The sequence below is a fragment of the Mesorhizobium sp. CA16 genome, from assembly GCF_020165175.1.
Lineage (GTDB): Bacteria > Pseudomonadota > Alphaproteobacteria > Rhizobiales > Rhizobiaceae > Mesorhizobium.
The window spans coordinates 34,182-48,814 of the sequence record NZ_JAIUHP010000008.1 but is presented as its reverse complement, the minus strand read 5'-3'; the positions used below and the strand labels follow the sequence as shown (position 1 = coordinate 48,814).

Annotated in this window: 15 protein-coding genes and 1 tRNA gene; 9 read left to right on the top strand and 7 right to left on the bottom strand. The window is 64.4% G+C overall.

Annotated features, from left to right (window positions below):
• Positions 1 to 11: 11 nt before the first annotated feature.
• On the bottom strand, positions 12 to 647 hold the full coding sequence (locus tag LB525_RS13470) for a TetR family transcriptional regulator (protein ID WP_224544982.1): 636 nt from the start codon (positions 645 to 647) through the stop codon (positions 12 to 14).
• Positions 648 to 730: 83 nt separating this feature from the next.
• Here LB525_RS13470 and LB525_RS13465 point away from each other — a divergent pair, with 83 nt between their 5' ends.
• Together LB525_RS13465 and LB525_RS13460 are read left to right on the top strand one after the other, a co-directional pair.
• Entirely contained in the window at positions 731 to 1,387 is a 657-nt protein-coding gene (locus LB525_RS13465; protein WP_224523463.1) for an O-methyltransferase, read from the top strand.
• 105 nt (positions 1,388 to 1,492) lie between these two features.
• Complete coding sequence (locus LB525_RS13460) at positions 1,493 to 2,752, top strand: MDR family MFS transporter (RefSeq protein ID WP_224544981.1); 1,260 nt, start codon at positions 1,493 to 1,495, stop codon at positions 2,750 to 2,752.
• 97 nt (positions 2,753 to 2,849) lie between these two features.
• Here the strand turns inward: LB525_RS13460 and LB525_RS13455 are convergent, their stop codons facing one another.
• Positions 2,850 to 3,509: a response regulator transcription factor gene (locus tag LB525_RS13455; RefSeq protein ID WP_095766186.1), complete on the bottom strand. Its 660-nt coding sequence runs from the start codon at positions 3,507 to 3,509 to the stop codon at positions 2,850 to 2,852.
• 127 nt (positions 3,510 to 3,636) lie between these two features.
• Positions 3,637 to 4,068, bottom strand: coding sequence for a hypothetical protein (locus LB525_RS13450; RefSeq protein ID WP_224544980.1), 432 nt, complete (start codon positions 4,066 to 4,068; stop codon positions 3,637 to 3,639).
• 112 nt (positions 4,069 to 4,180) lie between these two features.
• Between LB525_RS13450 and LB525_RS13445 the strand changes: the two genes are divergently transcribed.
• Entirely contained in the window at positions 4,181 to 4,528 is a 348-nt protein-coding gene (locus LB525_RS13445) for a DUF952 domain-containing protein (protein ID WP_224544979.1), read from the top strand.
• Entirely contained in the window at positions 4,525 to 5,616 is a 1,092-nt protein-coding gene (locus LB525_RS13440) for a quinone-dependent dihydroorotate dehydrogenase (RefSeq protein WP_224544978.1), read from the top strand. The genes LB525_RS13445 and LB525_RS13440 overlap by 4 nt, the downstream gene beginning before the upstream one ends.
• Here the strand turns inward: LB525_RS13440 and LB525_RS13435 are convergent.
• Positions 5,609 to 6,943 carry an MATE family efflux transporter gene (locus tag LB525_RS13435; RefSeq protein ID WP_411971024.1) on the bottom strand — a complete coding sequence of 445 codons (1,335 nt, stop codon included), beginning with the start codon at positions 6,941 to 6,943 and terminating at the stop codon, positions 5,609 to 5,611. The genes LB525_RS13440 and LB525_RS13435 overlap by 8 nt on opposite strands.
• Positions 6,944 to 7,066: 123 nt before the next feature.
• Between LB525_RS13435 and LB525_RS13430 the strand changes: the two genes are divergently transcribed.
• The gene (locus LB525_RS13430) at positions 7,067 to 7,969 is read left to right on the top strand and encodes a histone deacetylase (RefSeq protein WP_224544977.1); all 903 of its coding nucleotides are present in this window, start codon (positions 7,067 to 7,069) and stop codon (positions 7,967 to 7,969) included.
• Positions 7,970 to 7,981: 12 nt separating this feature from the next.
• On the opposite strand, the gene LB525_RS13425 is transcribed toward LB525_RS13430, so the two are convergent.
• A complete protein-coding gene (locus tag LB525_RS13425) occupies positions 7,982 to 8,251 on the bottom strand; it encodes a DUF6460 domain-containing protein (protein ID WP_181166832.1) in 270 nt (89 codons plus the stop codon).
• 137 nt (positions 8,252 to 8,388) lie between these two features.
• Between LB525_RS13425 and LB525_RS13420 the strand changes: the two genes are divergently transcribed.
• A tRNA-Gly gene (locus LB525_RS13420) sits at positions 8,389 to 8,462 on the top strand.
• 253 nt (positions 8,463 to 8,715) lie between these two features.
• On the opposite strand, the gene LB525_RS13415 is transcribed toward LB525_RS13420, so the two are convergent.
• Both LB525_RS13415 and LB525_RS13410 read right to left on the bottom strand, forming a co-directional pair.
• Complete coding sequence (locus LB525_RS13415) at positions 8,716 to 9,066, bottom strand: protamine-2 (modular protein) (RefSeq protein WP_224544976.1); 351 nt, start codon at positions 9,064 to 9,066, stop codon at positions 8,716 to 8,718.
• Between the two features lie 102 nt (positions 9,067 to 9,168).
• Positions 9,169 to 10,158: a LysR family transcriptional regulator gene (locus LB525_RS13410; protein ID WP_224523451.1), complete on the bottom strand. Its 990-nt coding sequence runs from the start codon at positions 10,156 to 10,158 to the stop codon at positions 9,169 to 9,171.
• A 294-nt stretch (positions 10,159 to 10,452) separates the two neighbouring features.
• Here LB525_RS13410 and chvE point away from each other — a divergent pair, with 294 nt between their 5' ends.
• The 3 genes from chvE to mmsB all read left to right on the top strand — a co-directional run bounded on the left by chvE (position 10,453) and on the right by mmsB (position 14,535).
• The gene (gene chvE, locus LB525_RS13405; protein ID WP_095765887.1) at positions 10,453 to 11,523 is read left to right on the top strand and encodes a multiple monosaccharide ABC transporter substrate-binding protein; all 1,071 of its coding nucleotides are present in this window, start codon (positions 10,453 to 10,455) and stop codon (positions 11,521 to 11,523) included.
• A 187-nt stretch (positions 11,524 to 11,710) separates the two neighbouring features.
• Positions 11,711 to 13,243 carry a multiple monosaccharide ABC transporter ATP-binding protein gene (mmsA, locus tag LB525_RS13400; protein WP_224544975.1) on the top strand — a complete coding sequence of 511 codons (1,533 nt, stop codon included), beginning with the start codon at positions 11,711 to 11,713 and terminating at the stop codon, positions 13,241 to 13,243.
• Positions 13,240 to 14,535, top strand: a complete 1,296-nt coding sequence (mmsB, locus tag LB525_RS13395) for a multiple monosaccharide ABC transporter permease (protein ID WP_224544974.1) — start codon at positions 13,240 to 13,242, stop codon at positions 14,533 to 14,535. The genes mmsA and mmsB overlap by 4 nt, the downstream gene beginning before the upstream one ends.
• Positions 14,536 to 14,633 lie beyond the last annotated feature (98 nt).

Sequence of the window (14,633 nt, the reverse complement as noted above, 5' to 3'; positions counted from 1 at the left end):
AAACACTGCTATCAGCCGCGATGCCCGAGGCTTCGGAGATAGGCGCAGAACATGTCGGCCAGCGCATCGGAATAGGCTTCGATCTCATCGGCCGTTCGCTCCTTTTCCGAGAAATCCGCCCCCACAGCGCTCAGCGTCTTGATGATCAGGTCGCCGGCCAGGGCGCGGCCGCTGTCCGGCGCGTCAGGAAGCGTCTCGCGCATGAAGGTCCCGACGGTCCGGCTCGCCGCCGCCCTCGCCTCGTCAGCCTCCGGCGCATCCCGATAGAGCGGCGCGGCGTCGTTCAGCGCGCCGCGCACCGCCGCCTCCTCGCATTCGGAGCGGATGAAGGCGTGGACCAGCGTTCTTGTCCGCTCGAGCGGTGATAGCCCGGTATTTTCGAGAATGCCGCACAAAAGCTCTGTCGTCTGGCGCCATTCGTCACTCTGCAACCTGAACAGTAGGGCCGCCTTGTTCGGGAAATACTGGTAGAGCGAACCGACGCTGACGCCCGCCCTTTCGGCAACGCGCGTGGTGGTGAAACGCTGCGCGCCTTCAGCAGCCAAAACCTGAGCAGCCGCCTCTAAAATCGCCGCGACCAGCTCCGTGGCGCGCGCCTGTTTGGGCTGTTTTCGGGTGGAAATTGAAGGGCTTGAGCGTTGGATCATGGTCGCACGCCGAAATGCGAATTGGAAACCTGAAGGATTATTCGTATTTTTGAAGCAACACAAGAACCCTGCCGGAGACAGCCATGACCACCTTGACCGCAACCCCTTTGGCACCGCTGCTCGCCCGCCTGTTCAAGGAAGCCGACGCGGCGACCAGCCCGGCGATCGCCCAGTACTCGCGCGACGAACGGACGCGCCTGCTCCACAGCAAGACCGAGTATCGCCAGTTCTACGGCAGCCTGAAGGACCTGTGGCTTGCGGTCTCGCCGGAGACCGGCACGCTGCTCTACATGCTGGCGCGCAGCACCGGCGCGCGCATCATCGTCGAATTCGGCACATCGTTCGGCATCTCGACGCTCTATCTTGCCGCGGCGCTGCGCGACAATGGCGGCGGCCGGCTGATCACGACGGAATTCGAGCCGTCGAAGGTAACGCGGGCCAAGGCCAATCTGACCGAAGGCGGCCTCATCGACCTGGTGGAGATCCGCGAGGGCGACGCGCTGGAAACGCTCAGCACCGACCTGCCCGACCGGATAGACCTCCTGCTGCTCGACGGCGCCAAGGCGCTCTATCCGGAGATACTGAGCCTGGTCGAGAGCCGGCTCAGGCCCGGCGCACTGGTCATCGCCGACAACGCCGACTTCTCGCCCGACTATCTGGAGCGGGTGCGCGCGCCAGCCGGCGGCTATATGTCGACGCCATTCGGCGACGACGTGGAGCTGTCGATGCGGCTCGGCTAAGGCCTGCTCGAAACTACCCCATGCTGCTTCTGAGGCAGCCGTAGGCGTTTACGTCAACCAACGCGCAATCCCGGCCTTCGGGCCTTTGACGCGTAGGTGACATCCATGACCTTCCTCCCATCGTCCTGGCGCGGGCTGCCGCGCCCGGCTCTGCTCGGCCTGTTCCTGTTCTTCTGCGCCGGTTTCGCCGACGGCGCGCTGGTGCCCTTCTTTCCGCTCTGGGCGAGCGGCGAGGCGAACATTCCGATCGGCGCGATCGGGCTTTTGTTTGCCTGCTATGCCGGCGGCGAATTGATCGCCGCGCCGCTGATCGGCGGCATCGCCGACCGGGTCGGCCGGCGCCCGGTGCTGATCCTGTCCTCGCTCGGCGTCGGCTGCGGCTTCGTCGCGCTGTTCTTCGCCCATGGCGTCGCCGCCACCGCGGCCGTGCTGCTTTTGACCGGCATATGCGAGTCGGTGCTCCACCCGACCATCCTCACAGCTATCGCCGATGTGACGGAACCGCCGGCGCATCCGCGCTGGTTCGGCATGGCGCGCGTCAGCTCGAGCGCCGGACAGATCCTCGGCCCGGCCTGCGGCGCGCTGCTGGCGCTTGTTTCGCTCGGCAGCGTGTTCCTGGCCGGCGGCGGCATGCTGCTCTTCGGCAGCATCGTCATGCTTGCCGCATTCGCCGAGACGCGCGGGCATGCCGCGACCGACCAGGAGGAAGCGGCGGAAGAGGAAGGCCTGTCGGCGCTGCTGCCGGCCTTCCGCGATGGTCGCCTGGCAAAGTTGCTCGCCTGGGTCGTGCTGTTCGAGATTTCCGGCAACTGGATCGAAGCGGTCATCCCGCTCTACGCGCAGGATGCCGGCACGCTCACCCCGTCCGGTGTCGGCGCGCTGTTTGCCTATGCGGCCGCCCTGACGGTCGGTTTGCAGATGCTAGTCAGCCGCTTTGCCGAGACGCGATCGGCGCTTTGGCTGGCAGCCGGCGCCGGCATCTCGACCATCGCCGCCTTTGCCCTGCTGGCGACCTCGTCGGCGATACTTTCGCTGGTCGTCGCAGTCAGCTTCTGCTCGGTGGGACAGATGCTGGTCGGGCCGCTCGTGCCGACCGCCGTCAACGCGCTCGCACCATCGCCGCGACGCGCTTGCTATATGGCCGCCTCGTCTGTGGCGGTCGACCTTAAGGACTCGCTCGGACCGTCGATCGGCACGGCGCTCTATGCGCTCGCGCCGCCCCTGCCCTGGATCGCCGGCATTCCACTGGCGGCGATCGCTTCGCTGGGCCTCGGCGCCGCGATCGGGCGAGCGCGGAATCCTTCAGGCCCGACCGAGGATGATGCCGCGTCGCAGTTGGGCTCGGCCGTCGAAAACTATCGCTGACGGGCGCAGCCATCGACCCGACGCGAAGCGACCGCATGATCGATCCGCGCTGGTCGGGTTCAGTTAGGGTGAAAAGCTTCGCCTGAGGTGCCTGCGATCAGCCGACCGGCTGCAGCGGGTCGCCGCCGATCTTCGACAGCTGGATGACCGCCTGGGTGCGGCTGTCGACGCCGAGCTTCTGCAGGATGGCCGAGACATGCGCCTTGATAGTGGCCTCGGAGACGCCGAGCTCATAGGCGATCTGCTTGTTGAGCAGGCCCTCCGCCAGCATGCCGAGCACCCGCGTCTGCTGCGGCGTCAGCGCCTGGAGCCGCTTGATCAGGTCGGAGATTTCCGGGTCGCGCTCGACGCCGAGCTCAATGCCGGCCGGCGCGGCAATGTCGCCGGCAAGCACCGCCTGCACGGCGCCGCGTATCTCATCCATGCTGGCCGATTTGGAAATAAAGCCGGAAGCGCCGAGATCGAGCGCGCGGCGGATGGTGACGGGATCGTCATGCGCCGATACCACCACCAGCGGCACCGCGGGATGGATACCGCGCAGCGAGATCAGGCCGGAGAGGCCGCTGGCGCCCGGCATCGACAGGTCGAGCAGCACCATATCGATATCTTCATTGGCAAGCACCAGCGCCTTGGCGCTCTCGAAGTCGCCGGCTTCATGGATGGCGGCAACGTCGCCGATGCCGGCAAGCGCCTCCTTCAGCGCGCCGCGAAAAAGCGGATGGTCGTCGGCAATGACGAAAGTGTGGCCCGACGGCAAATAGTCCTCCCCCGATCCCATCATCATTGTGTGCTTCTTGCGGGGACCGGAATGATTATGCGGCGGCGCGGCGCGTTTTCAAGCGACAAAGGCCGCGCGCGGGGTTTTCCCCAAGGCGGCTTTGCAATCAGGTCTTCTGCTGGTTCAGCTTGCCGTCGCCGTCTTCCTTGTCCAGGTCCTTGACGATGTCCTTGAAGGTCCGGAAGAAGCGCTCCATATAACCCATCGTCTTGTTGAAATCCTCTTCGCTGGGCAGTTGCGATTCCAGCCGGGCGGAGAGCGAATTCTCGAGCTTGGCGACGCGCGCGTCGAGCGCCTTGACCGAATTGTCCAGCCGGTCGATCTCGTCCTGGTAGGCGGCCCGCTCGTCGGCGGCCATCTGGCAGACGAGCTGGCCTGAGCGCTCCTCGCAGACAGACATGGCGCCGGTCCTTGTGTCCATGCGGACATAGCCGTTGGCCGACTTCTCCAAACGGTAGTGGTCGGTTTCCTCGGAATAGGCGGATGCGGCAACCAGCGAGCAAAGCGCCGCGGGGATCACGATGTGCTGCAGACGCATGTTGTTCCTCCATGAGCCAGTGAAGGCGGGCTATCACAGGTTTGCGCCGGAAATGGGGAAGAGTCGAGCTTCGAGCCTTCCCCGCACCTTCGGTTCGGACTATAGCGCGACAATGTCTCAGATTATCTACAAGATCGCGCCCGAGGCGCTTTGGCGCGAAGCCGAGAGGAACGGGCGCTTCGCCGGCGCGCCGATCGACATCGCCGACGGCTTCATCCATTTCTCCACCGCCGGCCAGGTTCGCGAAACGGCGGCCAGGCACTTCGCCGAGCAGACGGACCTGCTGCTGATCGCGATCGACGCGGCGAAGCTGGGTAATGCGCTGAAATACGAGGTCTCGCGCGGTGGCGCCCTGTTCCCGCATCTCTACGCCGAGCTCTACCTTGATGCGGTTCTCTGGGTGAAACCGCTGCCGCTCGGCGCCGGCGGCCACGAATTCCCGACGCTGGAGGGCGAATGAGCGTGCTCGACCGGATCGGCCAGAAGCTGCTTTTCTCCTTCGATCCGGAAACCGCGCATGGCCTGTCGATCGCGGCGCTGCGCTGCGGGCTGCCAGTCGGCGCGACGGCGCCGCGGCGCCCGACGCATGACGCGCGGCTGAAGGTCAGCCTTTGCGGCCTCGATTTTCCAAACCCGCTCGGCATGGCCGCCGGCTACGACAAGAACGCCGAAGTGCCGGACGCGCTGCTTGGGCTTGGCTTCGGCTTCGCCGAGGTCGGAACCGTCACGCCGCTGCCGCAACCCGGCAATCCGAAGCCGCGCATCTTCCGGCTGACGGCGGACGAGGCGGTGATCAACCGGCTGGGCTTCAACAATGAGGGCCATGCGGCCGCCGAAAAGCGTCTTGCCGCGCGCAAGGGGCGGCCGGGCATCGTCGGCGTCAACATCGGCGCCAACAAGGACAGCGCCGACCGCATCGCCGACTATGAGCGCGGCGTCGCCCGCTTCGCGCCCTATGCGAGCTATCTGACCGTCAACATCTCCTCGCCCAACACGCCTGGCCTGCGCAATATGCAGGCGCGCGAGCAACTCGGTGAGCTCTTGTCACGGGTGATAGCCGCCCGTGCCGCGGCCCCCGCGCAGCCGCCGATTTTCCTCAAGATCGCGCCGGACCTCGTCGAGGCGGAGCTCGAAGACATCGCCGCCGAGATCACCGAGAAGAAGATCGACGGCGTCATCGTCTCCAATACGACGCTTGCAAGGACAGGATTGCGAAGCGGCGGCGTGGCGAATGAAACCGGCGGTCTTTCAGGGAAACCATTGTTCGAGCGTTCCACCGCCGTGCTCGCCCGTATGCGCAAGCTGCTCGGCCCAAGCATTGCCCTCATCGGCGTCGGCGGGGTGGACTCCACCGAAACGGCGCTGGAGAAAATCCGCGCCGGCGCGGATCTCGTCCAGCTCTACACCGGCATGATCTATGCCGGACCGGCGCTGCCCGGGCGCATCGTCGCCGGCATGGCGCGGTTCATGGAACGCGAGCGGCTTGGCTCGATCAGGGATCTGCGCGACTCGGCTTGCGAGCGCTGGGCTTCGAAACCGATCAGCTGAAAGCCGTTCGCATTCTCAGCCGCAGGACCGTCAGCAGGCTCAGCCCCCTCACTAGCAGGAAAACATGCAGCGATGCCCAAAGGCCGCTGTTGCCGAAGGCCGGCGCCAGGGTGATGAGCACAGCGCTGAAGATGAGGAACGACAACAACATCATGTTACGCATGTCGCGCGACCAGGTGGCGCCGATGAAGACACCGTCCATCTGGAAGGCCAGCACGCCGCTCAGCGCCGTGAAGGCGGCCCAGGGCAGATAGGTGTCGGCGACCGCGCGAACCTCCGGAGACGTCGTCACCAGCGCCACCAGACTGGCGCCGGCGGTCAGCAGGATGAGCGTGGCGATACCGGCGAGGCCAAAGCCCCAGATCAGCGTCAGCCGGACTGCCTGCCGGAACGGGGCGGGCGCATGCGCGCCGATGGCTCGGCCGGCAAGCTGCTCGGCGGCGGTGGCGAAGCCGTCGAGGAAATAGCCGGCGATGAGGAAGAAATTCATCAGCACGGCGTTGGCGGCGAGCGTCACCGTGCCGAACTGCGCGCCCTGCCTGGTGAACAGCGCGAAGGCGGCAAGCAGCGAGAAGGAGCGGATCATGATGTCGCGGTTGAGCGACAGCATGCGCCGGTAGGCTGGCAAATCGAGGATGCGGCGGCGCGACGGCCGCTCCAGCCTGCGGAAGCGGCTGAGCACGATGGCAAGGCCAAGCAGCATGGCCAGGAACTCGCCAGTGACGGTCGCCCAGGCGACGCCGGCAACGCCCCAGCCGAGCTCGAGCCCGAGCAGGAAGCAGAGCAAGATGTTGATGCCGTTGAGCACCGCCTGCAGCATCAGCCCGAGCCCGCCTTCGCCGCGTCCCAGCACGTAGCCCAGTATGGCGTAGTTGATCAGCGAGAAGGGCGCGGCGAGCAGCCTGATACGGATGTAGACCGACATCGCTTCGCTAACGCGCGGCTCGGCGCCCATGAACCATTGGCCGGCGACGGCAAAGAGCGGCGCAAGGGCGGCAAGTATGACGCCGGCGACGACCGCGATCAGCACGGCGCGCCACAGCACTGCCTGCTCCTCCAGCGCATCGCCGCGCCCGAAGGCCTGGGCGACGAGGCCGGTGGTGCCGGAACGCAGAAAGTTGAAGCTGGTGAAGACGACGTCGAAGACCAGCGATCCCGCCGCCAGGCCGCCAAGCAGGGCCGCGTCGCCGAATTGGCCGACCACCGCCGTGTCGACGATGCCGAGCAGCGGCGTCGTCAGATAGGCAAGCGTCATCGGCACGGCGATCGCCAGCACTGAGCGGTTGGTGACGACGAAAGACCTGGCGCTGGCTTGTGTTACGTCCAAGGGACTGCTGCCTGTCCGATTCCGGCTTGATCGAGGACCCGATGTGCCCCAGTTTGCCGGCATCACGCAACCATATCCGCCGGGCTGCCAACCGAATTGCAAACCTGGCGCAGCCACCAATTCATGCCGCTGCAGATCGTCCATCACCCCGATTATGACGCAGGCTTCGCCGTCAACCATCGCTTTCCGATGAGCAAATATCCGCTGTTGATGGAGGCTTTGCGCTTACGCGGTCTAGCCGTGCACGGCGCGCTTTCGATGCCGGAACCGGCGCCGGCCGCACGCCTGAAGCTGGCGCACGCGTCCGACTATGTCGATCAGGTGATCGCCTGCCAGGTACCGGCGAAAATAGAGCGCGAGATCGGCTTTCCGATCGGCCCGCGCGTGTCGCTGAGAGCGCAGCTCGCCACCGCGGGTACGGTGTTGGCTGCCAGGCTGGCGCTTAAACATGGCATTGCCTGCAACGCCGCCGGCGGCAGCCATCATGCCAGGCGCGCGCAAGGCGCTGGCTTCTGCACCTTCAACGATGTCGCCGTCGCCGCGCTGGCGCTGCTGGCCGAAGGCGCCGTCGAAAACGTGCTGGTCGTCGATCTCGACGTGCATCAGGGCGACGGCACGGCCGACATTCTCAAGGACGAGCCTCGCGCCTTCACCTTTTCCATGCATGGCGAGCGCAACTACCCGGTGCGAAAGATCGCCTCCGACGTCGACGTCGCCTTGCCGGACGGGACAGGCGACGACGCCTATCTCGAACGGCTCGCCGCCATCCTGCCGGAACTCTTCGGGCAAAGGCGCTGGGACATCGTCTTCTACAATGCCGGCGTGGATGTCCATGCCGAGGACAGGCTCGGCCGGCTGGCGCTCACCGACGACGGTCTCAGCGCCCGCGAGGACATGGTCATCGGCCATTTTCGCAAGCAGGGCGTGCCGCTGTGCGGCGTCATCGGCGGCGGCTACTCGACCGACGTACCGGCGCTGGCCGCGCGCCACGCTATCCTGTTCGAGGCGGCGTCGCGATATGCGTGAGTCCGCGCCGAACTATTTCCTGTAGCTGGCGATCCTGAGCAGGATGAACACCGGCACAACGATCGCGGCGCCGAGCAGGATATAGCCCAGGAAGCGGTCGATGGCATGGAAGCCGAGATTCCACAGATCGACGAAGAACTGACGGATGCCGTAAAAGACGTCCATCGGCGACCAGCCGAAGGCATGCATGACGAGGCCGACGAGGAAGGAGACCACGAGCAGCTTCAGGAACACCCTGAGCGGCGTGTCGCCGAGAAAGCGCGTCAGTGCGGACAAGGCCATTCTCCGGTTCGAGCCGCCCGATTCGGGCGGGGCGATATCAGAGATACGCATTCCGCGGAAAGGCATCAAGCAATGGACCGCGGTTCCGCTTTGCCGATTGCTTGACGCCCTGCCATCATGATAACGAGGTGGCCGACGCGGGTATGATGTAATGGTAGCTTGTCAGCTTCCCAAGCTGAACGCGCGGGTTCGATTCCCGCTACCCGCTCCACCAGCTTGCACCGCAGGGATTTGAGTGAGGCCTCACCAAGGGGCCAAATTGCGCGTCCGATTCAGGTCGGCTGCCGGCGATCGCGGGGCGGAATTGCATCGGGTCGACCCTCAGGCCGGGCAGTTTGCGCGAGGGTGAATTCGGCTGTTTGTAAGGCGAGCGTTGGGATCTTGCACACCCATGCAAGACCCCCGTCAGCGATTCACCCGGCAGGCTCGGCTACATGGTCGCTATCGACCTAGATGATCATGCTCTAGAGCCGGAAGCCGATCCAGACGCGGCGGCGCCAGCAGCGGACATGACGCCGGCCATGGCGCCAGTAGCGCCGGCAGACCCTTCTCCAAACGTGGCGCCGGCGGCGGCGGTAGTATCGATCATGGTAGTACCGATCACGGTAATACCGACGGCGGTAGTACTGGGCTGGCTGCAGCAGATCGGCCTGGTCATCCTCCTCGTAGATGGCCGGATCCGGCTTATCCAATTCATCCAGAATTCCGTTGCCGGCGGGAATACCGGCAACGGCCTTGCTGGGTCCGGCCAGGCTTGCAAGCGCTGCCGCCCCCGCAACGCCAAGCATTCCGGTGAGAAACAACCGACGTTCCATAAAAACCTCCCGAGCTGTTGGGCACGGCAGCCCTTCCTCACCCGCAACGGGCTCCAGGGAGCGACCGATCGGTTTGAACGTGCAAGTAGCTTTCTCGTTCCATTAGCCCACCTCGCGCAAAATGAAGTCGTGCAGCATCTTGGCGGCGGGCGAGAGCGCGCGGTTCCTGACCGTGATCAGGCTGTAAGGTCGAACCTCGATGTCGAACTCGGTCTGCACGACATCGATGGCGCCGGCCAGCCCATCGCCGCCCTGGATGAACTTGGCGACCTGGATCGAGACCGGTGCGATGGCGTCGGACTGCGCCACCATCACCAAGGTGAGCAGCAGCGAAGAGGTGTTGAGGATGCGGTCGGGCAGCGGAATGTCGCGGTTCAAAAAGTTGCTTTCCATCGCCTGGCGCAGCGGCGAGCCGCCGGACTGGAACACCCAGTCATAGGCCGCGGTATCTTCCAGCCGCACCATCTTGCCGCTCGCCAGCGGGTGGCCGCGGCGCACGATGAGGCAGGCCTTCTCGACGCCGATGACGCGCGATTCGAAGAGCCGCGGATTGAGATCGTCAGGGATGCGGGCGATGATGAAGTCGTGGCGCGAGGCGATCAGCTCGCGGGCCAGCACGTTCGAGGTCTCGACCTGCATGGTGATCTCGATGCGCGGATAGATGCGGCGGATCTCACGGATCGCCGGCACGGCCAGTTCGATCGCCGGCGCCGTGACCGCGCCGAGGAATACGGAGCCGCCCTTGCCGGCCTTGAGCTCGGAAATCTCACGATCGGCCTCCCGCATCTCGAGCAGGATGGAGCGGGCGCGCCGGGCGAGCGCCTGGCCGTAGGGGGTCAGCGTCACGCCGCGCGGCAGCCGCTCGCACAACTTCACGTCGAGCACCGCTTCCATCTCGGCGATCATGCGCGAGGCGGCCGGCTGGGAGATGTTCATGACCTGGGCGGCGGCGCTCACCCGCCCGTGATCGTCCAAGGCGGCAATCATGCGCATGTGGCGAAGACTGAGCCCACTGCGCAGCAGCGTCTCGCCATCTCCCGGCAATTTCTCGTAACCACCTGAAATCGCATCGGGATCGCGCAACGCCGCCATGGTTTTCGGTCTCCTGTGCCGGTTTCTATCGATCGCTTAAGCCATACCAGTATCGATATAGCAACCAGCAAAGATCGCATTTGACAGTTATGTCAAAGCGACCCACCCTCCGCGCGTTCCGATGCGCAGGGGTCGGCGACGAGTGAAATCGTATCGATTGAAAACTGCGCCGCGGGGCCGATTGGGAGGATACCGGAGATCGATAAAGCCGACAGTGGCGCGCCAGCGCACCTGCTCGACTGCGCGGCCCGCGAAGCCCCGAGGTGTCGCGTCCATCAACCAGGGAGAGTAATCGTGAAGATCATCAAGACGCTGGCCGCCATCGCGGCCCTTGGCATTGCCGCCACGACCTATTCGGCGCACGCCGCCGACAAGGGTCTCGTCGGCGTGCTGATGCCGACCAAGACCTCGCAGCGCTGGATCAACGACGGCGACGCCGTCAAGTCCCAGCTCGAAGCGCTCGGCTACACCGTCGACCTGCAATATGCGCAGGACGACATCCCGAACCAGCTCAGCCAGCTGGAAAACGAAATCACCAAAGGCCCGAAGGCGCTGATCATCGCTTCGATCGACGGCACCACCATGGCCGACGCGCTGCAGAAGGCCAATGATGCCGGCGTCGTCACCATCGCCTATGACCGCCTGATCAAGAAGACCCCGAATGTCGACTACTACACCACCTTCGACAATTTCGGCGTCGGTGTGATCCAGGCGAACTCGCTGGTCAAGGGCCTCAAGGAGCGCTTCCCGAACACCAAGCCGTGGAACGTGGAGCTGTTCGGTGGCTCGCCGGACGACAACAACGCCTTCTTCTTCTACAACGGCGCCATGTCGGTCCTGCAGCCGCTGATCGACGACGGCTCGATCAAGATCAAGTCCGGCCAGATGGGCATGGACAAGGTCGGCACCCTGCGTTGGCTTGCCGCCACCGCCCAGGCGCGCATGGACAACCTGCTCTCGGCCAACTACTCGGACGGCAGCCGCGTCGACGGCGTTCTGTCTCCCTATGACGGCCTGTCGCGCGGCATCACCGCCTCGCTGCGCGCCGTCGGCTACGGCACGGAAGCCCAGCCTTGGCCGATCGTGACCGGCCAGGACGCCGAGACCGCCTCGGTCAAGCTGATCATCTCGGGCGAGCAGTACTCGACCGTGTTCAAGGACACCCGCGAGCTGGCCAAGGCCACCGTGCAGCTGGTCGACAAGGTGCTCTCCGGCGGCAAGCCGGACGGCCTCGACACCAAGACCTACAACAACGACGTCAAGGTCGTTCCCTCGATCCTGTTGACGCCGCATGAGGTCGACAAGTCGAACTACAAGGAACTGGTCGTCGACTCCGGCTACATCAAGGCTGAAGAGCTGAAGTAATCCGGTCTCAAAGGAAGGGGTCCTGCGCGACTGCAGGGCCCCTTTTCGTTCGCAAGCGACCCCGGTATTGTTTTTGCCGGCTACCGCAGCGCCATATGCCGCCAAGGCATGAGCGAAACTGTGGCATGTTGATTTCGCGCAAGACGCTTTCCGCGAGTGGAAGGCCTGCGCCAGGGAGCAGATCCTGATGGCCTCGACGATTTTGGAGATGCGCGACATCACCAAGACGTTCCCCGGCGTGAAGGCGTTGTCGAACGTCAATCTCAGCGTCGAGGAAGGTGAGATCCACGCCGTCGTCGGCGAGAACGGCGCCGGCAAGTCGACACTGATGAAGGTGCTGTCGGGCGTCTATCCATCCGGCACCTATGAGGGCCAGATCATCTTCCGCGGCCAGGAATGCAATTTCAAAGGCATTCACGACAGCGAGCATATCGGCATCGTCATCATCCACCAGGAGCTTGCCCTGGTGCCGATGCTGTCGATCACGGAAAACATCTTCCTTGGCAACGAGCACGCCACCTACGGCGTCATCGACTGGGACGCCAACGAGACGCGTACCGGCGCCCTTCTCAAGAAGGTCGGGCTCAAGGAAGACCCCAAGACGCTCATCACCAATATCGGCGTCGGCAAGCAGCAGCTGGTCGAGATCGCCAAGGCGCTGAGCAAGGAAGTGAAGCTCCTTATCCTCGACGAGCCGACGGCCTCGCTCAGCGAGAAGGACAGCCAGGCGCTGCTCGACCTTCTGCTCGAGTTCAAGCGCCAGGGCATGACCTCGATCCTGATCTCGCACAAGCTCAACGAGGTGAACCGCGTCGCCGACAAGGTGACGGTGATCCGCGACGGGCGCACCATCGAGACCTTGCCGAGGAAGGACATCTCGGAAGACCGCATCATCACCTCGATGGTCGGCCGCTCGCTCGACGACCGCTACCCGCCGCGCGAGCCGAAGATCGGCGACGTCATCTTCGAGGTGAAGGACTGGTCGGTTTACCACCCGATCCATGCCGAGCGGCAGGTGATCAAGAACATCAACCTCAATGTGCGCAAGGGCGAGGTTGTCGGTATCGCCGGGCTGATGGGCGCCGGCCGGACCGAATTCGCGATGAGCCTTTTCGGACGCTCCTACGGCCGGCACATCAGCGGAGAGGTGTCGCTGCACGGCAAGCCTATCGACCTCTCATCGGTGAGCAAGGCTGTGGCGAGCGGCATCGCCTATGTCACCGAAGACCGCAAGACCTACGGCCTCAACCTCATCGACCACATCAAGCACAATGTGACTTTGGCCAACCTCTCCGGCGTTTCCAGCCGCGGCGTCATCGATGACATGCGCGAGATGAGCGTCGCCAACGACTACCGCAAGAAGACCAACATCCGCGCCTCCAGCGTCTACCAGCTGACCGGCAACCTCTCGGGCGGCAACCAGCAAAAAGTCGTGCTGTCGAAATGGCTGTTCGCCGATCCGGAGGTTTTGATCCTCGACGAGCCGACCCGCGGCATTGACGTCGGCGCGAAGTACGAAATCTATACAATCATCGCGCGCCTTGCCGCCGAGGGCAAAGCGATCATCGTCATCTCGTCGGAAATGCCCGAACTGCTCGGTATCTCCGACCGTATCTATGTGATGAACGAAGGGCGTATAGTCGGCGAAATGGCTGCAAGCGACGCAAGCCAGGAAAAAATCATGCGCGCCATCGTTCGCGGAGAAGGAAAAGCATCATGAGCACAGAAAGCGCTCCCGCGCCGCAAAGCGGCCTCGCCGAGGACGTCAAGCAGCAGGGTCCGCGCGTCGCCGTCTCGGCGCTGACGACGAACCTGCGCGAATACGGCCTGATCATCGCGCTGATCGTCATCATGCTGTTCTTCCAATACACGACGTCGGGAACGCTGTTCAAACCGGTGAATCTCAGCAATCTGGTGCAGCAGAACTCGTTCATCATCGTGATGGCGCTTGGCATGCTGTTGGTGATCGTCGCCGGTTATATCGACCTCAGCGTCGGATCGGTCGCCGGCTTCATCGGCGCGCTGGCGGCGATGATGATGGTGATCTGGCCGCTTGGGATATTCTCGAATCCGCTGGTGGTCTCGATCGTGTGCCTGATCGTCGGGGCGCTCATCGGCGCTGCGCAAGGCTACTGGATCGCCTATCACAAGATACCGAGCTTCATCGTGACATTGGCGGGCATGCTGATCTTCCGCGGCATCTGCCAGGCGCTGCTCGGCGGTGGCTCCTCGGTCGGTCCGCTGCCGGACAGCTTCAAGGCGCTGAGTTCCGGCTTCATTCCGGACGTGATCGGCCCGCTGACGCTGATCCCGCCGGCGGTCAATGCCGCCGGCAAGACGATCGTCGGCAGCGGACTGACGCTGCACATGACGACGGTCGTGCTCGGCCTCATCGCGGTGCTCGCCTATGCCTATTTCGGCTTCAGGACGCGGCGCAAGCGCGAGCGTCACGGCTATGAGGCGGAGCCCTTCCCGCTGTTCGTCGTCAAGACGCTGGTGGGCAGCGCGCTGGCGCTGTTCCTGGTCTTCCAGTTCGCCAGCTACAGGGGCCTGCCGGTCGTGCTGCTGGTGATGGGCGTGCTGATCTCGCTGTTCGTCTTCGTCACCAAGCGCATGACCATCGGCCGCCGGATCTATGCCATGGGCGGCAACGCCAAGGCCGCGCAGCTTTCGGGCATCAACACCGAAAGGCTGACCCTGCTGGTCTTCATCAATATGGGCGTGCTCTCGGCGCTGGGCGGCCTGATCATCGCGGCGCGCCTCGGCCAGGCCGTGCCGGCTGCCGGTCTCGGCAGCGAGCTCGACGTCATCGCGGCCGTCTTCATCGGCGGCGCCTCGGCAATGGGCGGCGTCGGACAGGTGATCGGTGCCGTCGTCGGCGGCTTCATCATGGGCGTGATGAACAACGGCATGTCGATCATGGGCGTCAATGTCGACTGGCAGCAGGTGGTGAAAGGCCTGGTGCTGCTCGGCGCCGTCATCTTCGACGTCTACAACAAGAACAAGGCCTGAAGACCTGACTTAAGGAGGCATACGGGTTTCAGATCGCGAAGCTGCCGGCAACCCGTCGGCGCCAAGAAGTCCAGGCAAGGACCGGGCTCGCGAGCGCA

Coding starts and splice junctions, on each gene's coding strand:
- LB525_RS13470 (WP_224544982.1), bottom strand. CDS start 647: ATGATCCAACGCTCAAGCCCTTCAATTTCCACCCGAAAACAGCCCAAA.
- LB525_RS13465 (WP_224523463.1), top strand. CDS start 731: ATGACCACCTTGACCGCAACCCCTTTGGCACCGCTGCTCGCCCGCCTG.
- LB525_RS13460 (WP_224544981.1), top strand. CDS start 1,493: ATGACCTTCCTCCCATCGTCCTGGCGCGGGCTGCCGCGCCCGGCTCTG.
- LB525_RS13450 (WP_224544980.1), bottom strand. CDS start 4,068: ATGCGTCTGCAGCACATCGTGATCCCCGCGGCGCTTTGCTCGCTGGTT.
- LB525_RS13445 (WP_224544979.1), top strand. CDS start 4,181: ATGTCTCAGATTATCTACAAGATCGCGCCCGAGGCGCTTTGGCGCGAA.
- LB525_RS13440 (WP_224544978.1), top strand. CDS start 4,525: ATGAGCGTGCTCGACCGGATCGGCCAGAAGCTGCTTTTCTCCTTCGAT.
- LB525_RS13430 (WP_224544977.1), top strand. CDS start 7,067: ATGCCGCTGCAGATCGTCCATCACCCCGATTATGACGCAGGCTTCGCC.
- LB525_RS13425 (WP_181166832.1), bottom strand. CDS start 8,251: ATGGCCTTGTCCGCACTGACGCGCTTTCTCGGCGACACGCCGCTCAGG.
- LB525_RS13415 (WP_224544976.1), bottom strand. CDS start 9,066: ATGGAACGTCGGTTGTTTCTCACCGGAATGCTTGGCGTTGCGGGGGCG.
- LB525_RS13410 (WP_224523451.1), bottom strand. CDS start 10,158: ATGGCGGCGTTGCGCGATCCCGATGCGATTTCAGGTGGTTACGAGAAA.
- mmsA (WP_224544975.1), top strand. CDS start 11,711: ATGGCCTCGACGATTTTGGAGATGCGCGACATCACCAAGACGTTCCCC.
- mmsB (WP_224544974.1), top strand. CDS start 13,240: ATGAGCACAGAAAGCGCTCCCGCGCCGCAAAGCGGCCTCGCCGAGGAC.